The organism is Nocardia sp. NPDC006630, from assembly GCF_040611495.1.
Taxonomy (GTDB): domain Bacteria; phylum Actinomycetota; class Actinomycetes; order Mycobacteriales; family Mycobacteriaceae; genus Nocardia.
In genome coordinates this window covers 433,049-449,076 of sequence record NZ_JBEXOK010000001.1, presented here as the reverse complement: position 1 = coordinate 449,076, position 16,028 = coordinate 433,049, and the positions used below count along the sequence as shown (strand labels likewise).

10 protein-coding genes are annotated in these 16,028 nt (G+C 67.3%); 2 read left to right on the top strand and 8 right to left on the bottom strand.

Going from position 1 to position 16,028, the window contains the following annotated elements; genetic code table 11:
* Positions 1–25: 25 nt before the first annotated feature.
* Both ABZX86_RS02025 and ABZX86_RS02020 read right to left on the bottom strand, forming a co-directional pair.
* The gene (locus ABZX86_RS02025) at positions 26–1,501 is read right to left on the bottom strand and encodes a DHA2 family efflux MFS transporter permease subunit (protein ID WP_355119083.1); all 1,476 of its coding nucleotides are present in this window, start codon (positions 1,499–1,501) and stop codon (positions 26–28) included.
* Between the two features lie 28 nt (positions 1,502–1,529).
* Positions 1,530–2,222: a PadR family transcriptional regulator gene (locus ABZX86_RS02020; protein WP_355119081.1), complete on the bottom strand. Its 693-nt coding sequence runs from the start codon at positions 2,220–2,222 to the stop codon at positions 1,530–1,532.
* A gap of 258 nt (positions 2,223–2,480) precedes the next feature.
* Between ABZX86_RS02020 and ABZX86_RS02015 the strand changes: the two genes are divergently transcribed.
* Positions 2,481–3,629, top strand: coding sequence for a serine hydrolase domain-containing protein (locus ABZX86_RS02015; RefSeq protein WP_355119079.1), 1,149 nt, complete (start codon positions 2,481–2,483; stop codon positions 3,627–3,629).
* Between the two features lie 45 nt (positions 3,630–3,674).
* Here ABZX86_RS02015 and ABZX86_RS02010 read toward each other — a convergent pair whose 3' ends face one another.
* The 3 genes from ABZX86_RS02010 to ABZX86_RS02000 form a co-directional block, all read right to left on the bottom strand.
* Positions 3,675–4,229: a hypothetical protein gene (locus ABZX86_RS02010; RefSeq protein ID WP_355119077.1), complete on the bottom strand. Its 555-nt coding sequence runs from the start codon at positions 4,227–4,229 to the stop codon at positions 3,675–3,677.
* A 270-nt stretch (positions 4,230–4,499) separates the two neighbouring features.
* Positions 4,500–8,273 carry a multifunctional oxoglutarate decarboxylase/oxoglutarate dehydrogenase thiamine pyrophosphate-binding subunit/dihydrolipoyllysine-residue succinyltransferase subunit gene (locus tag ABZX86_RS02005; RefSeq protein WP_355119075.1) on the bottom strand — a complete coding sequence of 1,258 codons (3,774 nt, stop codon included), beginning with the start codon at positions 8,271–8,273 and terminating at the stop codon, positions 4,500–4,502.
* A 114-nt stretch (positions 8,274–8,387) separates the two neighbouring features.
* Positions 8,388–12,383, bottom strand: a complete 3,996-nt coding sequence (locus tag ABZX86_RS02000; RefSeq protein WP_355119073.1) for an ABC transporter ATP-binding protein — start codon at positions 12,381–12,383, stop codon at positions 8,388–8,390.
* A gap of 162 nt (positions 12,384–12,545) precedes the next feature.
* On the opposite strand from ABZX86_RS02000, the gene ABZX86_RS01995 reads away from it, so the two are divergent.
* A complete protein-coding gene (locus tag ABZX86_RS01995) occupies positions 12,546–13,085 on the top strand; it encodes a VOC family protein (RefSeq protein ID WP_355119071.1) in 540 nt (179 codons plus the stop codon).
* 65 nt (positions 13,086–13,150) lie between these two features.
* Here ABZX86_RS01995 and ABZX86_RS01990 read toward each other — a convergent pair whose 3' ends face one another.
* The 3 genes from ABZX86_RS01990 to ABZX86_RS01980 form a co-directional block, all read right to left on the bottom strand.
* Complete coding sequence (locus ABZX86_RS01990) at positions 13,151–13,945, bottom strand: ABC transporter permease (RefSeq protein ID WP_355119069.1); 795 nt, start codon at positions 13,943–13,945, stop codon at positions 13,151–13,153.
* Between the two features lie 304 nt (positions 13,946–14,249).
* Positions 14,250–15,194, bottom strand: a complete 945-nt coding sequence (locus ABZX86_RS01985; RefSeq protein ID WP_355119067.1) for an ABC transporter ATP-binding protein — start codon at positions 15,192–15,194, stop codon at positions 14,250–14,252.
* Positions 15,191–15,910 (bottom strand): hypothetical protein, encoded by a 720-nt coding sequence (locus tag ABZX86_RS01980; protein WP_355119065.1) that lies wholly within the window; start codon positions 15,908–15,910, stop codon positions 15,191–15,193. Before ABZX86_RS01980 ends, ABZX86_RS01985 begins: the two co-directional genes overlap by 4 nt.
* Positions 15,911–16,028: the final 118 nt, after the last annotated feature.

Below are 16,028 nucleotides of genomic sequence, written 5' to 3'. Positions count from 1 at the left end.
GGCCTCCGTTGTGCCACAGGCTGATTCAGCCCGCCACATCCGCCTTGACGGGTGCGGCCGCCGGCTTGCCCGGAGCCTTGCCGTGACCGATGAACAGCGCGGACGCCGCCACACCGATCAGCAGGATGCAGGCCGGCAGGTACATGGACTGGCTCAGCGCGGTGCTGATCCGGTCCGCGATGTCCGGCGGGAGCTTGGCCGAACCGCCGCCGCCCTCCATGGCGGGCCCGCCGCCCAGGTGCTGCGCCGCCAGGCGCGACGACATCAGAGCCGCGATGGCTGCGGAGCCGAGCACCGAACCCACCTGACGGGTGGTGTTGTACACGCCCGCGCCCGCACCGGCCTGCTGAATCGGCAGGTTGTGCGTGGCGGTGGTGGCCAGCGGCGCCCAGATGCAGGCATTCGCGATACCGGCGACCGCGCCGATGACCAGGAACAGCGGGATCGAGGTGTCCGGCTTCATCAGCAGCGCGAAACCGAAGATGCTGGCCGCGAAGACGGCGAAGCCGATGGTCGGCAGCACCCGCGGCGGCATGCGGTCCGAGATCTTGCCGATGATCGGCGCGAACACGCCGGTGAGAATCGCCATCGGCGCCAGCACCAGAGCGGACCTGGTCGGCGACATGCCGTGCACCTGCTGCAGGAAGAAGTAGAACGGCACGAAGGTGGCGGTGATGGCCGCACCCATCGAGGCGATGGCCAGGCTCGACAGCGAGAAGTTGCGGTCCTTGAACAGGCTCATCGGCACCAGCGGCTCATCGCTGTTGCGGGCCTGATTGACCACGAACAGCGCGAGCACGACCAGCCCGCCGCCGATCATCAGCCAGGTGATGGCGTCCCAATCGCGGGTGCCGCCCTCCTGAATGCCGAACACCAGCAGGAACATGCCGATGCCCGAGAGCGCCACGCCCACGAAGTCGAACTTGTGCTCATGGGTTTCCAGTGCGGGCACCAGCCAGACCACCAGCGCGAACGCCACGACGCCGATCGGCACGTTCACATAGAAGATCCACTGCCAGCCCTTCCAGTCGACCAGCACGCCGCCCAGGATGGGACCGACGAGCGTGGCCAGACCGGCGACGCCGCCCCACAGGCCCATGGCCGCGCCGCGCTTGTCCGGCGGGAAGGTGCGGGTGATGACGGCCATGGTCTGCGGCGTCATGAGCGCCGCGCCCAGGCCCTGCACGGCGCGGGCCGCGATGAGCATCTCGATGCTGCCCGATTCGGCGCACCACAGCGAGGCGGCGGTGAAGACGACCAGGCCGATGAGGTAGATGTTCTTCGGGCCGAAGCGATCGCCGAGTCGCCCGGCCACCAGCAGCGGTACCGCGTAGGCGAGCAGGTAGGCGCTGGTGACCCAGATGACCTTGTTGTAGTCGGCGTCGAAGGCCTCCTTGATCGCCGGATTGGCCACCGCGACGATGGTCATGTCCAGCAGGATCATGAAGAACCCGACAACCAGCGCGTATAGCGCCAACCACGGATTGCGTTGAGTGGACATGGGATTGGTTCCTATCTGAGGTCTGTGTTCACGGGACGATGCCCTTACGGACGGCCGCGAAGTCCGATTCGCTGAGGCCGGCGCCCCAACCGGCGCCCAGTTGCGCTTCACAGTTGCTGTTGCGCTCGCCGGTCTCCTCGTCGAAGCTGTCCCACGGCAGTTCGCCGCTCTCCAGTTCGGTGAGGATGCGACGCAACCATTCACCTTCGGTGATGTTCATGACGTGCACGTACTCGATCACCATCCAGAAACGCCGCGGCACCTTGCGGGATACGACCCAGTCCCGCAGCGCCTCGTATTCGGCGATCTGGCCGTCGATCCAGGTGACGCGTTCGCGCAGTAGTGCGATCACTTCGTGCACTGGCAAATTGTGCGCCTCGGCCATACCGACCGGAAAGATCGGGTACTCCTTGGCGGGCCGCCGGAGGATTTCCGCGATCCGGGTGCGCAAGGTCTCGCGCCCCTCCGGATTGATGCGGTAGGTGGTCCGTTCCGGCCGGTTACCGGCCCGATCCGTGCCCTCCGCGACCACCAGTTCCTGCTCGGCCAGGCGCGCCACCGTGTGGTAGAGCGAGCCGGGTTTGATCTTCACCAACTCGTCTTCGTGCCGGGCCATGAGTAGTTGGTACATCTCGTACGGATGCATCGGCTTTTCCTCCAGCAGCGCGAGCACCGCGATCGCCAACGGCGTCAGCGCTACACCCGTCTGCTTGCCGGCCATACGACCTCCCTGATCTCCGCCGACACCCGACGCTACCGCCCGCCACCGACATCCTCCGCACCAAATATTCCGCATGGAATATACGGCCCGGAACAATCCCAGCGCAAGTCATCAGCGCAGCGCAGTAGGCGCCACCTCCGGGTGGGTCGGTCTGGTACCGGGGTACCGCAGGGGGGCGTACCAATCTGGCTCCCAGGGGTGAGGGATATCCGGCCGGAGCTTCCTAGGCTCAGTCCTGCTACTCCTCGGGAGGACGAAATGCGCAGGTACATCTATATTTTCGGCGCGCTGTGCGCCACCGCCGCCCTCGCGCTGTGTGCGTGCGGGACCGGGGAGCATGCGGATACCGCGGCCCCGCCCGGCTATACCGACGTACGAAATGTGTTGCAGCGGTTGACCACCATAGACGGCGCACCGGGTGCGCTGCTCGACGTGAGCGATACGCACGGCCGGACCGTGCTGACGAGCGGTGTTGCGAACATCGGGACACTTGCGCCGATGGCCGGCGACAGCCGGTTCCGCATCGGCAGCATGACCAAGATGTTCGTATCCACCGTGGTGCTGCAACTCGTGGGTGAGCAGCGGGTGGCACTCGACGCCGCGGTCGAGCAGTACCTGCCCGGAACGATTCGGGGCAACGGCAATGACGGGCATGGCATCACGGTGCGGCAGCTTCTCCAGCACACCAGCGGACTGCCCGACTACCTGGACTCGCTGACCCCCGAGCAGATCCTGAAAGATTCACTCGGACACCATGATCCGCTGGAACTGGTGCAGCTGGCACTCGCCCACCCGCCGCTGTTCCCGCCGGGAACCGGCTGGTCGTACTCCAATACGAACTACCTGCTGGCCGGAATGCTCATCGAGAAGGTCACCGGCCGGCCGTACGGGGAAGCGGTGGAACAGCGCATCATCGCGCCGCTCGGCCTGCACGACACCTCCGTTCCCGGCGACGCACCGACCATCCCGGGCGATCATCCGCGGGGTTACGCGAAACAGGGAAACGCCGACCCCCTCGACCTGACCGAGTTCAATCCGTCCATCGCAGGTTCCGCCGGTTCGATGATCTCCAGCGCCACCGACCTGAACCACTTCCTCACCGCCCTCATGACCGGCCACCTCCTACCCCCACCCGAACTCCAGGCGATGATGACAACCCGCCCCACCGGCGATTCCTCCGACGACGCCTACGGCCTGGGCCTGCAAAGCACCCCCCTGCCCTGCGGCGGCCTGTACTGGGGCCACGACGGCGGCATCATGGGTTTCCAAACCCTCGGCGCAACCACAACCGACGGCCGCACCGCAACCATGATGATCAACCTCTACCCCGGCGAAACCCCAGCCCAGGACGCCGACATCCGCACCGCCCTCGCCACCGCCCTGTGCGAAACCGAAACCTCGAAATAGCCTGCACCACTTAGATTTCCGCCGGGATCTGGACCGGTGATGGTGCTATCCCAGGGACGGGCTGGTGACGTCGGAGATCTGCCATCCGGCCGCGGTGTCCACCGTGACGACGTAGACGACCGTGCTGTGATTGGGTTGCGCATTCTGGGTGTTGCTTGCGGCCGTGTCGAGGAAGACGTCGACCACGTAGCTGCCGGCGTCGGACCTCATCACTTTGGCGGTGATGAGGGTGGGGTTCGAAACCCATTGCAGCGGTACGAGAATCTGTCGAAGCTTGGCGGCGGTGGTATCGAATTTGGTGGCAAGCTGGGGTTCTGTGTTCGCCTTCAGGCGGGGTATCCAGGAGTCGAGGTCGCGGTAGTCGAAGGTGGCGGCGCCGACCGAGTACTGGGTCGCGACTTCTTCGGCGTGCCGCATATCGGCCGGATCGTTGACCTGGTGGGCGGCATCGAGGGCGGCCGCAGCGGTGGTGAGCTCGCCCTTGGTGATGGTGAGCTCCGCCGCGACTCGATCCCGCTCGGTGACGGCGTGATCCCGATCTGAGCGGACAGCGACGAGCATGGCGACTGTGACGCCGAGAGCGATAATCAGCACAGCCACGGCACCGATCACTGCGAACCGCTGTCCTCTCGTGCGTCGGCCTGGATTGGAAACCGTTTGCGCCAAAGGAGTTTCGTTATTCGGGGTGGTGCTGTTCACTGTCGTGGATCCTGTGCTGTTCGAGTTCGGCTTCGGTGAGGAAAGGGTTGTGGTCCATCCGGCGTAGCCGTTTCAGAGCTCGGCGTTGACGACTGCTGCGAATCGTTGCGAGCACGGCACTGGGCCGGAACTCTCTGGTGAGAGTTCCGGCCCAGTGGGCGAAGCGGGAGGTCAGGCGGTCGGTGCGAACGCCTCCCCGATGATCTCGGCCTGTTCCACCGCGTGCACCTTGGACGAACCCGAGGACGGGGCCGACATGGCGCGGCGGGAGATGCGGCGGAGCTTGGCGAAGCGGGCCGGGAGGATCTCGGGGAGGTTCAGGCCGAAGAACGGCCAGGCGCCCTGGTTGGCCGGCTCCTCCTGGACCCACGCCAGATCGGTGGCGTTGGCGTACCCCTCGAGCGCCTCGTTGAGACGGAACTTCGGGATCGGGTAGAGCTGCTCGGTGCGGATGATCGCGACATCGTCGCGCTTGTTCTTGTTCTTCTCCGCGACCAGCTCGTAGTAGATCTTGCCGGAGGTCAGCAGGATGCGCTTGACCTTCGAACGGTCGCCGTCACCGGTCTCGTAGGTGGGCTCCTCGAGCACGCTGCGGAACTTGTTGTCGGTGAAGTCCTCGACCTCGGAGACCACAGCCTTGTTGCGCAGCATGGACTTCGGGGTGAAGACCACCATCGGGCGGCGGATGCCGTCCAGGGCGTGCCGGCGCAGCAGGTGGAAGTAGTTCGACGGGGTGGAGGGAACCGCCACCGTCATCGAACCCTCGGCGCACAGCTGCAGGAAGCGCTCGATACGACCGGAGGTGTGGTCCGGACCCTGGCCCTCGTGACCGTGCGGCAGTAGCAGCACGACCTCGGACAGCTGGCCCCACTTGGCCTCACCGGAGGAGATGAACTCGTCGATGATGGTCTGCGCGCCGTTGACGAAGTCACCGAACTGCGCCTCCCACAACACAAGTGCGTCGGTGTTGCCGAGCGAGTAGCCGTATTCGAAACCGACAGCGGCATATTCGGACAGCGCCGAATCGTGCACCGCGAACCAGCCCGGATTCTTCGACCCGATGTTGTGCAGCGGCGTGTACTCGCCACCGGTCTTGCGGTCGATGATCACCGAATGCCGCTGCGAGAAGGTGCCGCGACGCGAATCCTGACCGGTCAGGCGCACCGCCTTACCCTCATCGACCAGCGAACCGAAGGCGAGCAATTCGGCCATGGCCCAATCGATCTTGCCCTCGTACGCCATTTCGCGGCGCTTCTCCATGACCGGCTTGACGCGCTGGTGCACATTGAAGCCCTCGGGCACGTTCACGAACGAATCGCCGATGCGCTGCAGCACGGTCTTGTCCACCGCGGTGACCAGGGTGGTCGGCATCTGCTGCTCGTCCTCGACCGATTCCGACGGCTCCGGAACGTACTTCTCCAGCTCGCGCACCTCGTTGAAGATTCGCTCCAACTGGCCCTGGTAGTCGCGCAGCGCGTCCTCGGCCTCTTTCATGGAGATATCTCCACGGCCGATGAGGCTTTCGGTGTACGCCTTGCGGACCGAGCGCTTGGTGTCGATGGCGTCGTACATCTCCGGCTGCGTCATCGACGGGTCGTCGCCCTCGTTGTGGCCGCGACGGCGGTAGCAGATCATATCGATGACCACATCGCGGTGGAACCGCTCGCGGTAATCGACGGCCAGCTTCGCCACCCACACACAGGCTTCGGGATCGTCGCCGTTCACGTGGAACACCGGCGCGCCGATGAACTTCGCGATATCCGTGGAGTATTCGGTGGAGCGCGAGTACTCGGGAGCGGTGGTGAAGCCGATCTGATTGTTCACCACGATGTGCACGGTGCCACCGGTGCGGTAGCCGCGCAGACCCGACAGGTTCAGGGTCTCGGCGACGACACCCTGACCGGCGAAGGCCGCGTCACCGTGCAGCATGAGCGGCACGACGGAGAAGCTGCGCGCCTCTTCGCCCTTGGTGACCAGATCTTCCTTGGTGAGCAGATCCTGCTTGGCGCGAACCAGACCCTCGAGCACCGGATCGACGGCTTCCAGATGCGACGGGTTGGCGGTCAGCGACACCTCGATGTCGTTGTCGCCGAACATCTGGATGTAGGTGCCGCGTGCGCCCAGGTGGTACTTCACATCGCCCGAGCCGTGCGTGGCGGCCGGGTTCATATTGCCCTCGAACTCGGTGAAGATCTTCGAGTAGGGCTTGCCGACGATATTGGCCAGCACGTTCAGGCGGCCGCGGTGCGGCATGCCGATGACGACCTCGTCGAGCGCGTACTCGGCGCACTGGTCGATGACACCGTCCATCATCGGGATGACGGATTCGGCGCCCTCGAGCGAGAAGCGCTTCTGACCGACGTATTTGGTGGCAAGGAAGGTTTCGAACGCCTCGGCCGCATTGAGCCGGGACATGATGTACTTCTGCTCCGCGACAGAAGGCTTCTCATGCTTCTGCTCGACGCGCTCCTGAATCCAGTGCAGCTGTTCGGGATCCAGAATGTGGGTGTACTCGACACCCACGTGGCGGCAGTAGGCGTCACGCAGGATGGACAGCACATCGCGCAGCTTCATGCGCTCCTGGCCGTGGAAGCCCGCGACATTGAATTCGCGATCCAGATCCCACAGGGTCAGGCCGTGCTGGGTGACATCCAGGTCCGGATGCGAGCGGAACTTGTCGTGCACCAACCGCAGTGGATCGGTATCGGCCATGAGGTGACCGCGGTTGCGGTACGCGGTGATCATCTCCTGGACGCGGGTCGACTTGTCGATACCGCGTTCCTTGATGTCCTTGCGCCAGCGCACCGGCTCGTAGGGGACACCCATGCCGTGGAAGATCTCGTCGTAGAACTCGTCCGAGATCAGCAGGTTGTGCACGGTCCGCAGGAAGTCACCGGACTCCGCACCCTGAATGATGCGGTGGTCGTAGGTGGAGGTCAGCGTCATGAGCTTGCCGATGCCGATATCGGCCAGCTGCTCATCGGCCATGCCCTGGAACTCGGCCGGGTACTCCATGGCGCCCGCGCCGATGATCGCGCCCTGAGCCGGCATCAGCCGCGGCACAGAGTGATTCGTGCCGATGGTGCCCGGGTTGGTCAGCGAGATGGTGACACCGCTGAAGTCATCAGCGGTGAGCTTGCCGACGCGTGCGCGCCGCACGATGTCCTCGTACGCAGTGTGGAACTGCGCGAAGGTCATGTCCTCGGTGTTCTTGATGGCCGCGACAACCAGCGTGCGGTTGCCGTCCTTGCCGGGCAGATCGATGGCCAGGCCCAGGTTGGTGTGGGCCGGGGTCACCGAATTCGGCTTGCCGTCGATTTCGGCGAAGTGCCGGTTCATGTTCGGGAAGGCCTTGACGCCCTGCACGATGGCGTAGCCGAGCAGGTGGGTGAAGGAGATCTTGCCACCGCGGGTACGCGCGAGGTGGTTGTTGATGACGAGCCGGTTGTCGATCATCAGCTTGGCGGGGATGGCCCGCACGCTGGTCGCCGTCGGGATGGACAGCGACGCCGACATGTTCTTGACAGTGGTGGCGGCGGATCCGCGCAGGATCTTGGTCTCGTCCGTGGCAGCGGCCTTCGGCGCGCCCGAAGTGGGGGCTGCGTTGGAGGCCGGAGCTGGAGTGGTCTGCGGGGCACGCGCCGCGGCGGGCGCCGGAGCGGGCGCCGGTGCCGGGGCGGGCGCGGCGGCAGCGGGCTTCGGGGCGGCGGGGGTGGCGGGTGCGGGGGCCGCCTGGGGGGTTGCTACGACAGCCGGGGCGGGCGCGGCCGCCTGGCCGTTGCCGGTGTCGCCGGTCTTCTCCGGCGTGTAATCGGCGAGGAACTCGTGCCAGCTCTCATCGACCGACGACGGGTCTTGCTTGTACTTCTGATACATCTCGTCGACAAGCCACTGGTTCTGTCCGAACTGGTCTGTTGAGCTGCTCACAGCAGGTGTTCGCCTCATTTCGTTCTTCGCGCTGCGACGTTTGTGACGTGCCCGGCACGGGTAATCGGCTCGATGCGCGCCGATGCGCCCCCTCTGAGGATATGCCCACCCCGGTTAGCCCATGGGCATGGACTACCACCGAGCGGACACGCTCCCTTGTGACGACTCGTCCTCGACTGAGAATATTCCTTCCGTAGCCTGCGCCGCAGCCCACAGGCGGGAGTAGCCGCCGCGTGTTGATAGCAGTTCTTCATGAGTGCCGATTTCGGCGATTCTGCCGTGTTCGACAACGGCGATCAGATCGGCCTGCGCGGCGGTCGCGAGGCGGTGCGCGACAATGATCGCGGTCCGCCCGCGAGTCACCGATTCGCTTGCTACCAGCACCGATGCCTCGGCGGCCGGATCCAGCACCGCGGTGGCCTCATCGAGCAGCAGCAGATCGGGATGCACCAGCTCCGCGCGGGCCAGCGCGATCAGCTGTCGCTGCCCGGCGGAAAGCCCGCGACCGCGTTCACCCACCGGTTGCCGCATTCCCAGTGGTAAAGCGTTGATGGTCGCCAGCGCGCCGACTGCTGCGGCCGCGGCCTCGATCTCCGCCGACTTCGCAAAAGGTTTGCCGAATGCAATGTTGCTGGCGATGTCCCCTGTGAATAAGTGAGCTTCCTGAGGGACGACACCCAACCGTGATCGGTAGTCGGTGAGCCGGTAGTCGCGGATATCGACCCCGTCCACCCGGATTTCACCGTGTTCGCCGGCGCTGCGATGAGTGTCATGCGAATCGGCTATTGCGACTTGTCCGACCGGGCGCCGATGATCGTGATTTCCGTCATAGGGCATGTCGTAGAGCCTGGCCAGGAGTTTCACGATGGTCGATTTGCCCGCACCCGTGGCGCCGACCAGCGCCAGACTGGTGCCCGGCGGAATGCGCAGGCTGACCCCGTCCAGGGCCCGGGTATCGGTGCCCGGATAGCTGAAACGCACATTGTCGAAGACCACCTCGCCGTGCAGCCGGTCCGCGATGGTGACCGCATCGGGGGCGTCGGCGGCGATCGAGGACGGCGTCGCGAGCAGTTCCCCGATGCGCCGCAACCCGACTCGGGCCTGCTGGTACCCGTCGAAGAGCTGGGACAGCTGGCTGATCGGGCCGAACAGCAACTCCAGGTACAGCACGAAGGCCACCAGGGTGCCCGGGGTGGTCGCGCCGTTCGCGACCGCGTGCGCGCCGGTGAACACCACAACCGCGAGCGCCATATCGGCCCACGAGCCGACGAAGGCGAAGAACACCGAGATCGCCCGCTGCGCGCGCATGCGGCTGATCCGGTAGCGGTCGGAGTACTGCGCGAAGCGCTCGGAGGAGAACCGCTCGTGCCGATTGGCCTGCACCACACGCAGTCCCGCCACATTCTCGGCGAAGTCCGCGTTGACAGTGGCCGCGTGCTCGCGCGATTCGGTGTACGCGGCATCGGAGGCGCGCCGGAACCACCAGGTGGCCAGCAGCAGTGGCGGCAGCGACAGGAAGACCACCAGGGCCAGCTGCGCATCGATCACCAGCAGCGCCACCGCGATGCCCACCAGCATGAGCAGGCTCACCAGCGCATCCGGCACGCCGGTCTGCAGGAAGGTGGAGAGGGCGTCGATATCGGTGGTCATGCGGGTCAGGATTCGCCCGGAGAGTTCGCGCTCGTAGTAGTCCAGCCCGAGCCGCTGCAGATGTGCGTAACTGCGCACCCGCAGCCCGAACAGAATCCGCTCACCGGCCCGCGAACCCCACACCAGCGCTGTCGAAGCGGCCAGCCATCCCACCCCGGCCAGCACCGCCCCGATCACCGCCGAGCGCACCAGCGCCCCGCCATCGTGCCTGGTCACACCGCCATCGATCGCATACCGCACGATCGACGGAAATGCCACGCCCACCATGGCATCCACCGCCAGCAGCATCACCGCCGCCACCACGAGCCACCGCACCGCCCGCATGGCCTTCCCCAGCCGGAATTCCGGATCGGCCGCCCGCAACTCCCGCCCGTCCAGCCCCGGCTCCTCCGTCGCCGCGTGCAACTTCGCGAGCACCCGCCGAACCTCCGCCGGCGTATCCGGATCCAGCTCCGCGATGGAGCCGCCCCCGTCCGGTGCGTCCGGCCCGTCCTGTCGCGCCGCCGCGGCCTGCCCGTCTACGGTCGTGGCCCGTTCACCCTGCACGGCATGGCCGTTCGGTGATCGAGTCGCGAATGGTGTTGCGTCCGAGCCCGGTGCGGTCCTGCGGCGGGAAAACGCTTCGGCGGTTTCGTCATCGGCTGCTGCCGGGCCTTCCGCCGATCCGGCAGGTGACCTCTCCTCGGTGGTGAATCGTGTTGCGCCGGAGACTGTTCCGGACCTGTCGCCTGCGGGCGAATCCTGGGCCGGATTCGCGTGCGCTACGGGTCCGGGGAGGCGGATGATGCGGTCGGCGTGGGTGAGGGTGGATTCGCGGTGGGCCAGGATGAGGGTGGTGCGGGACTCGTCGGTGGGGAGGGCCGCGAAGATGGCGGCCTCGGTGAGGGCGTCCACGGCGGAGGTCGCATCGTCGAGGATGAGGATGCGGGGATTCGCGAGCAGGGCGCGGGCCAGGGCGATGCGCTGGCGCTGGCCGCCGGAGAGGGTGAGGCCGCGTTCGCCGACCACGGTGTCGTAGCCCTGGGGGAGCGCCTCGATGAAATCATCGGCGGCGGCCCGGGTTGCGGCCGTGCGGATTTCGGCATCGGTGGCATCGGGATTGCCGAGGCCGATATTGGCGGCAATGGTGTCCGACAGCAGGAAGGCCTCGTCGAAGACCACGCCCACCGCCGACCGCAGATCGGCGGCGCGCAGATCGGCGACGTCGGCTCGGGAGTGGTTGCCGTACAAGCTGATCCGGCCCGAGTCCGGGGTGTAGAAGCGGGGGAGCAGTAGCGACAGCGTGGATTTGCCGGAGCCCGCGGGGCCGATGATGGCGACCGTCTCGCCGGGCGCCACGGTCAGATCGAAATCGTCCAGAATGGGGCGATCCGGGTCGAATCCGAAGGTCAGGTCGGAGATTTCGATGCCGAGCGGCCCGTCCGGCAGCGCCACCGGATGCGCGGGATCGGTCTGTTCGGGCGCGCTGTCGATCACCTGGTGCACGCGTTCGGCCGCGGCCCGGGTCAGCTGCGCCATCACCACCACCATGGAGACCGTGCGGGTGGCATTGGTCATGGTCGAGACATAAGCGGTGAAGGCAAGGAAGGTGCCGAGCCCGATGGCGCCGTGCAGGGCCAGCACACCGCCCGCCGCGATCACCGCCACCAGCCCGGCCTGCGGGATGGCCGAGAGCGTCGGCCCGAATCGGGCGTCGATGCGGGCGGCGCGCATGCGCTCGGCATAGAGCCGTTTGCCCTGCCGCTCCAGCAGATCCACCATGCGGGCTTCCTGCCCGAAGCCCTTCACCACGCGCACGCCGGTGACGGTCTCCTCCACATGCTGGGCCACATCGGCGGCACGCTGCTGCGCCGACCAGGTGGCCGCGTACAGCCGCGGCCGTACCCGGTAGACGACCACCGCCAGCGCCGGAACCACCAGCAGCGCCGTCAGGGCCAGCAGCGGGGAGAGCCACAGCATGATGCCCGCTGCGAGCACGAATTGCAGGGCCGCCACCGCGGACCACGGTCCCATGGCGATCAGGCCCTGTACGAGGGTGAGATCGCTGATCGATCGGGAGACGACCTGGCCGGTGCGCAGTGCGTCCTGCCCGCGGCCGTCCAAACGCTGCAGCGCCGCAAGCAGATCCACGCGCAGTTCGTGCTGCACATCGAGGGCGAGCCGCCCGGCCGACATGCGCCGCCCGTAGGAGGCGAGGAACCGGCCCACGGCCACCATGCCCAGCAGCCAGGCCATGGCGGTGATGATTCCGCTGTTCCCGGCAGTGGCTCCGTCGAGTGCGCGCTTGGCCAGCAGCGGCCCGATGACCTCCACTGTCGCGCCCACCAGCACGGCTGCGCCGATCCCGGCGAGCAACCACGGGTGTTGCCGGCATCGCTCCCAGAGCCGTCGCAGCCAGCCGGGGGCGCCTGCCTCCGACTGTGCCGATCTCGCCTGGTCCGCCCCTGTTTTCTGCACCCCGGCCTCATCCACCTTCATCGCGCTCACCTAAACCCGTAACGACGACCCTCCCCCCAGTTTGTTCCCGACCACCGACACATCTCGCGCGTCGGGGTGCGAAGTGGGATGTTGGCTTGTGCCCGGTGGTGTGGGCATGGTCCGCTGGAGGGCACCACGACAACTCGAATTGGAGCCGCACTCATGCCGATCCAGCGTCTCAACCATGCTGTTCTGTTCGTCTCCGATGTGGAGCGCTCGGCGGCCTTCTACGGCGAGGTACTGGGTTTCCGCCGGCTGCCCGGCGGTTTTCCGGGCGCGGTGTTCCTGCAGGCGGAGGGGTCGGCCAATGATCATGATCTGGGCCTGTTCCAGTCCCCGGACCCGTCCGTCGAGCACCGCACCGGGCGTATCGGGCTGTACCACCTGGCCTGGGAGGTGAATACGCTCGCCGAATTGCAGCGCATGCGTGATGCGCTGACCACGGCGGGTGTGCTGCGCGGGGCCTCCGATCACGGCTCCACCAAGGCGCTCTATGCCGCCGATCCGGACGGCATCGAATTCGAGGTGTGCTGGCTGGTGCCGGATGCCGCGGTCGAGGAGGAGCTGACGAATATGGCCGCGCCCACCACCCCGCTGGACCTACCCGGCCTGATCGCGAAGTACGGCGCGGATACCCCCGGCGGTCCGCGTACCGATCACGAGGTCTGGCGTCGGCTCTTCGCGGACCGCCCTGCTGACTGAGTGGGCAGGGCTGACCGAGTGGGCAGGGCTGACTGGGTCGAGCAGAGCGGACCGGGTCGAGTGGGTCAGAGGTCGCGGGTGGTGAGGATCCACCACGCGGCCGCGACCGCGCCCGCGGTCCAAAGGATCAGTACCGCAATGGCTGCCGGGGTCGGGGCGATGAAGTCGCTCTTGGCGTAGCTGCCGTCGGTCACGGTGCCCACGGTGGCCGAAATGGGCAGCAGCGTCGCGAAGCCCGCGAACCCCACGGCCCGGGCGGTCAGCCATACCAGCGGTTCGAGCACGGCCGTCGCGAGCATCGCCGCCATTGCCTGTGTCGGCGAACGGAAGACGAATCCGAGCGCCGCGCCGATCACGGACCAGCACACGGCGGCCAGCGCCACGCCGCCCAGAACGGCGAACAGCGCACCGCCGAGCTGTACGCGGTCGCGCCCGAACAGTGCCAGCACAGCCCCGCCGAGCACCTCCAGCACCAGCACGACCGCCAGCGAAAACCCGGCTGTCACCGCAAGTTTCGAGCCCAGCAGCAGATTCCGGTCCGGCGTGAACTGCGCGTTCACCGCCAATGTCCCGTACCGATACTCCGACCCCGACGACAGCGCCCCGAACACCGCCGACAGCACGACCGCCAGCAGCAGTGCCCCGGCGGCCGCGACCGCCGCCGGCCCGACCGCGCCGATGAACGTGTGCTTATGGCTGGAATCGGCCTCCTGGAAAACCATCCCCAGCACCGCGAACGTCACCACCCCGACCCCGACCGCCACTGCGGCGAGCATCCGGCTCGACCGCAGCGAGGTCACCTTGCGCACCTCCGAATTCGCCGCCCGCAGCACGGAATCCGGCACAGCGGTCAGAATCATCGGTGGTCCTTTCGTCGTAAACCATCAGCCGCCGCGGTACTCATGCCGCCCAGGACAGGAATCGCGATGGGAGTGGCATATGAGATTCCCCCCGCATCAGCCGGACTCTGCCGACCGCCACTGGTCGCGGCCGGAGGCCGAGCAGTTCGAACGATCCACAGGGGGGCGGAAGCCCGAAGCGGCAGTGCTCCGCGAGTCCGGGAGTGCCGCAATGCATTCCGTTGTCCGGGGGCATGCGGCATGGACCCGGCCCGGACGACAGCCGTTCCGCCGCCGGGTGATCCGGCGTTGTGCTGGAGTGCGCTCAACGCGGCATTCCGTACATGGCCGGGGCGGGGTAGGGGGTGGTGGTCGGGCGGGTGAGCGCGGCCAGGACCTGGTCGGGGTGGATGTGTTCGGGGGTGATTTCGGTGAGTTGGACGCGGGCGGTGGCGGCGGCCGATTCGAGTTGTGTCAGTGAGGCTTCGGCGACGGCGAGGCGGCCGTCGGGGCGCATGACGGCGTCGGTGAAGCCCTGGGCGGCCAGGGTGGTGGCCAGGGCGATCGGGCTGGAGGCCTTGACCAGCAGGCGATCCGGGTGGCTGCGGCGCAGCCGGGCCGGGCTGCCCTGGTAGGTGACCTTGCCGGCATCGAGGACGATCAGCTCATCGGCGATGGGCAGGGCCGCGCTCAGCGTGCGGGAGGTCAGCAGCACGGTGCCGCCGCGGCGGGTGTGCGCGTTCAGATATTCGGTGAGCCAGGCGCTTTCGCCGGGGTCGAGGCCGTCGGCGGGGTCGTCGAGAATCAGCAGTGGCGGATTGCCGAGCAGGGCGATGGCCAGCGCGGTACGGGTCTGCGCCCCGACCGGCAGGTTTCCGATGCGTTCGTCCGCCACCGAATCGAGCCGGGTCAGCGCGAGCAGTTCGTGCACGCGGGCCGCGGAAGCGCCTGCGGCAGCCGCGAATACGCGCAATTGCCCGCGCACGGTGCGCGCCGGGTGCAGGCCGCGAGGCGACAGCACCGCGCCCACCGACTGCCGTCCGCGTCCGGCGCCGGACCCCGGCCCGCCGACGCGCGCGGCGCCGGAGCTGGGCGTCAGCTGGCCGAGCAGCATGAGCAGCACGGTGGTCTTGCCCGCGCCGGGCGGGCCGACCAGGGCGGCCACCTTGCCGGCGGGCACCACGAAGCTCACGTCGTCAACCGCGGTGCAGGTATCGAAGGTCTTGCTCAGCCCGGCGGCGGCGAAGGCGAGCGGTCGGGCCTGGGTCACTGCTTCGGAATCCGGGGTGCGGCTTCCACGGCGGGCAGCGGGTCGGCATCGATCACCAGCGGTCGCGGCCAGGTCTGTGGCGGTGCGCCGAAGGCATTGCGGGCGTTGTCGACCAGGCGGTGGCCCAGCGCGCGATTGCCGAATCCGCCGATGGCCGCGCCGATACCGGCCGGAATGATCTTGCCGACCATGAGCGCGCTGCGCTTGGCGAGAAAGCGGGTCAGGAATCGTTTGAGCAGCGTGTCGTTCAGCGCGCCGATGCCGGGGATCTTGCCGGTGGCCAGCAGCCCGCCCCAGTTCTTGGCGGAGCCGGCGACACTCTTCTGCACGATCTCCATACCGGTCTCGCCGAGTACCACCGCCAGCACCAGGGCGCGGCGGCGTTCCCGATCCTCGGGGGCGACGCCGTGCACGGCCGCGACGGCGAGCGTGTACACCGCCGACGCCTCCAGGAAGAACGCGGTCTCGGCGCTCATGGCCGCGAGCGAGGCGGCGGTGCCGACCCCCGGAATCGCGGCGGTCGCGCCGACCGCGGTGCCACTGCTGGTCACGGTGTTCAGATAGAGCTTCTCGATGCGCGTCACGATCTGGGCGGGGGATTCACCGGGATGGGTGTCCCGCAGCCGCTGCACATATTTCGTGACAGCGGGCCCCTGCACCTGCGCCCCATTGTCGAGGAGCGAGACGACCGCCTTCTCGAACCCGGCCTTGAACATCGACACACCCCTTACTTCGCGCGGTCCTCCGCTTCAAACTCTATTGCACCGCTTCAACGATCCGCGAGACATGCCGGTTCCACATCGCACCCAGCCCGCGTGCGGTGTGAGCTCCCGG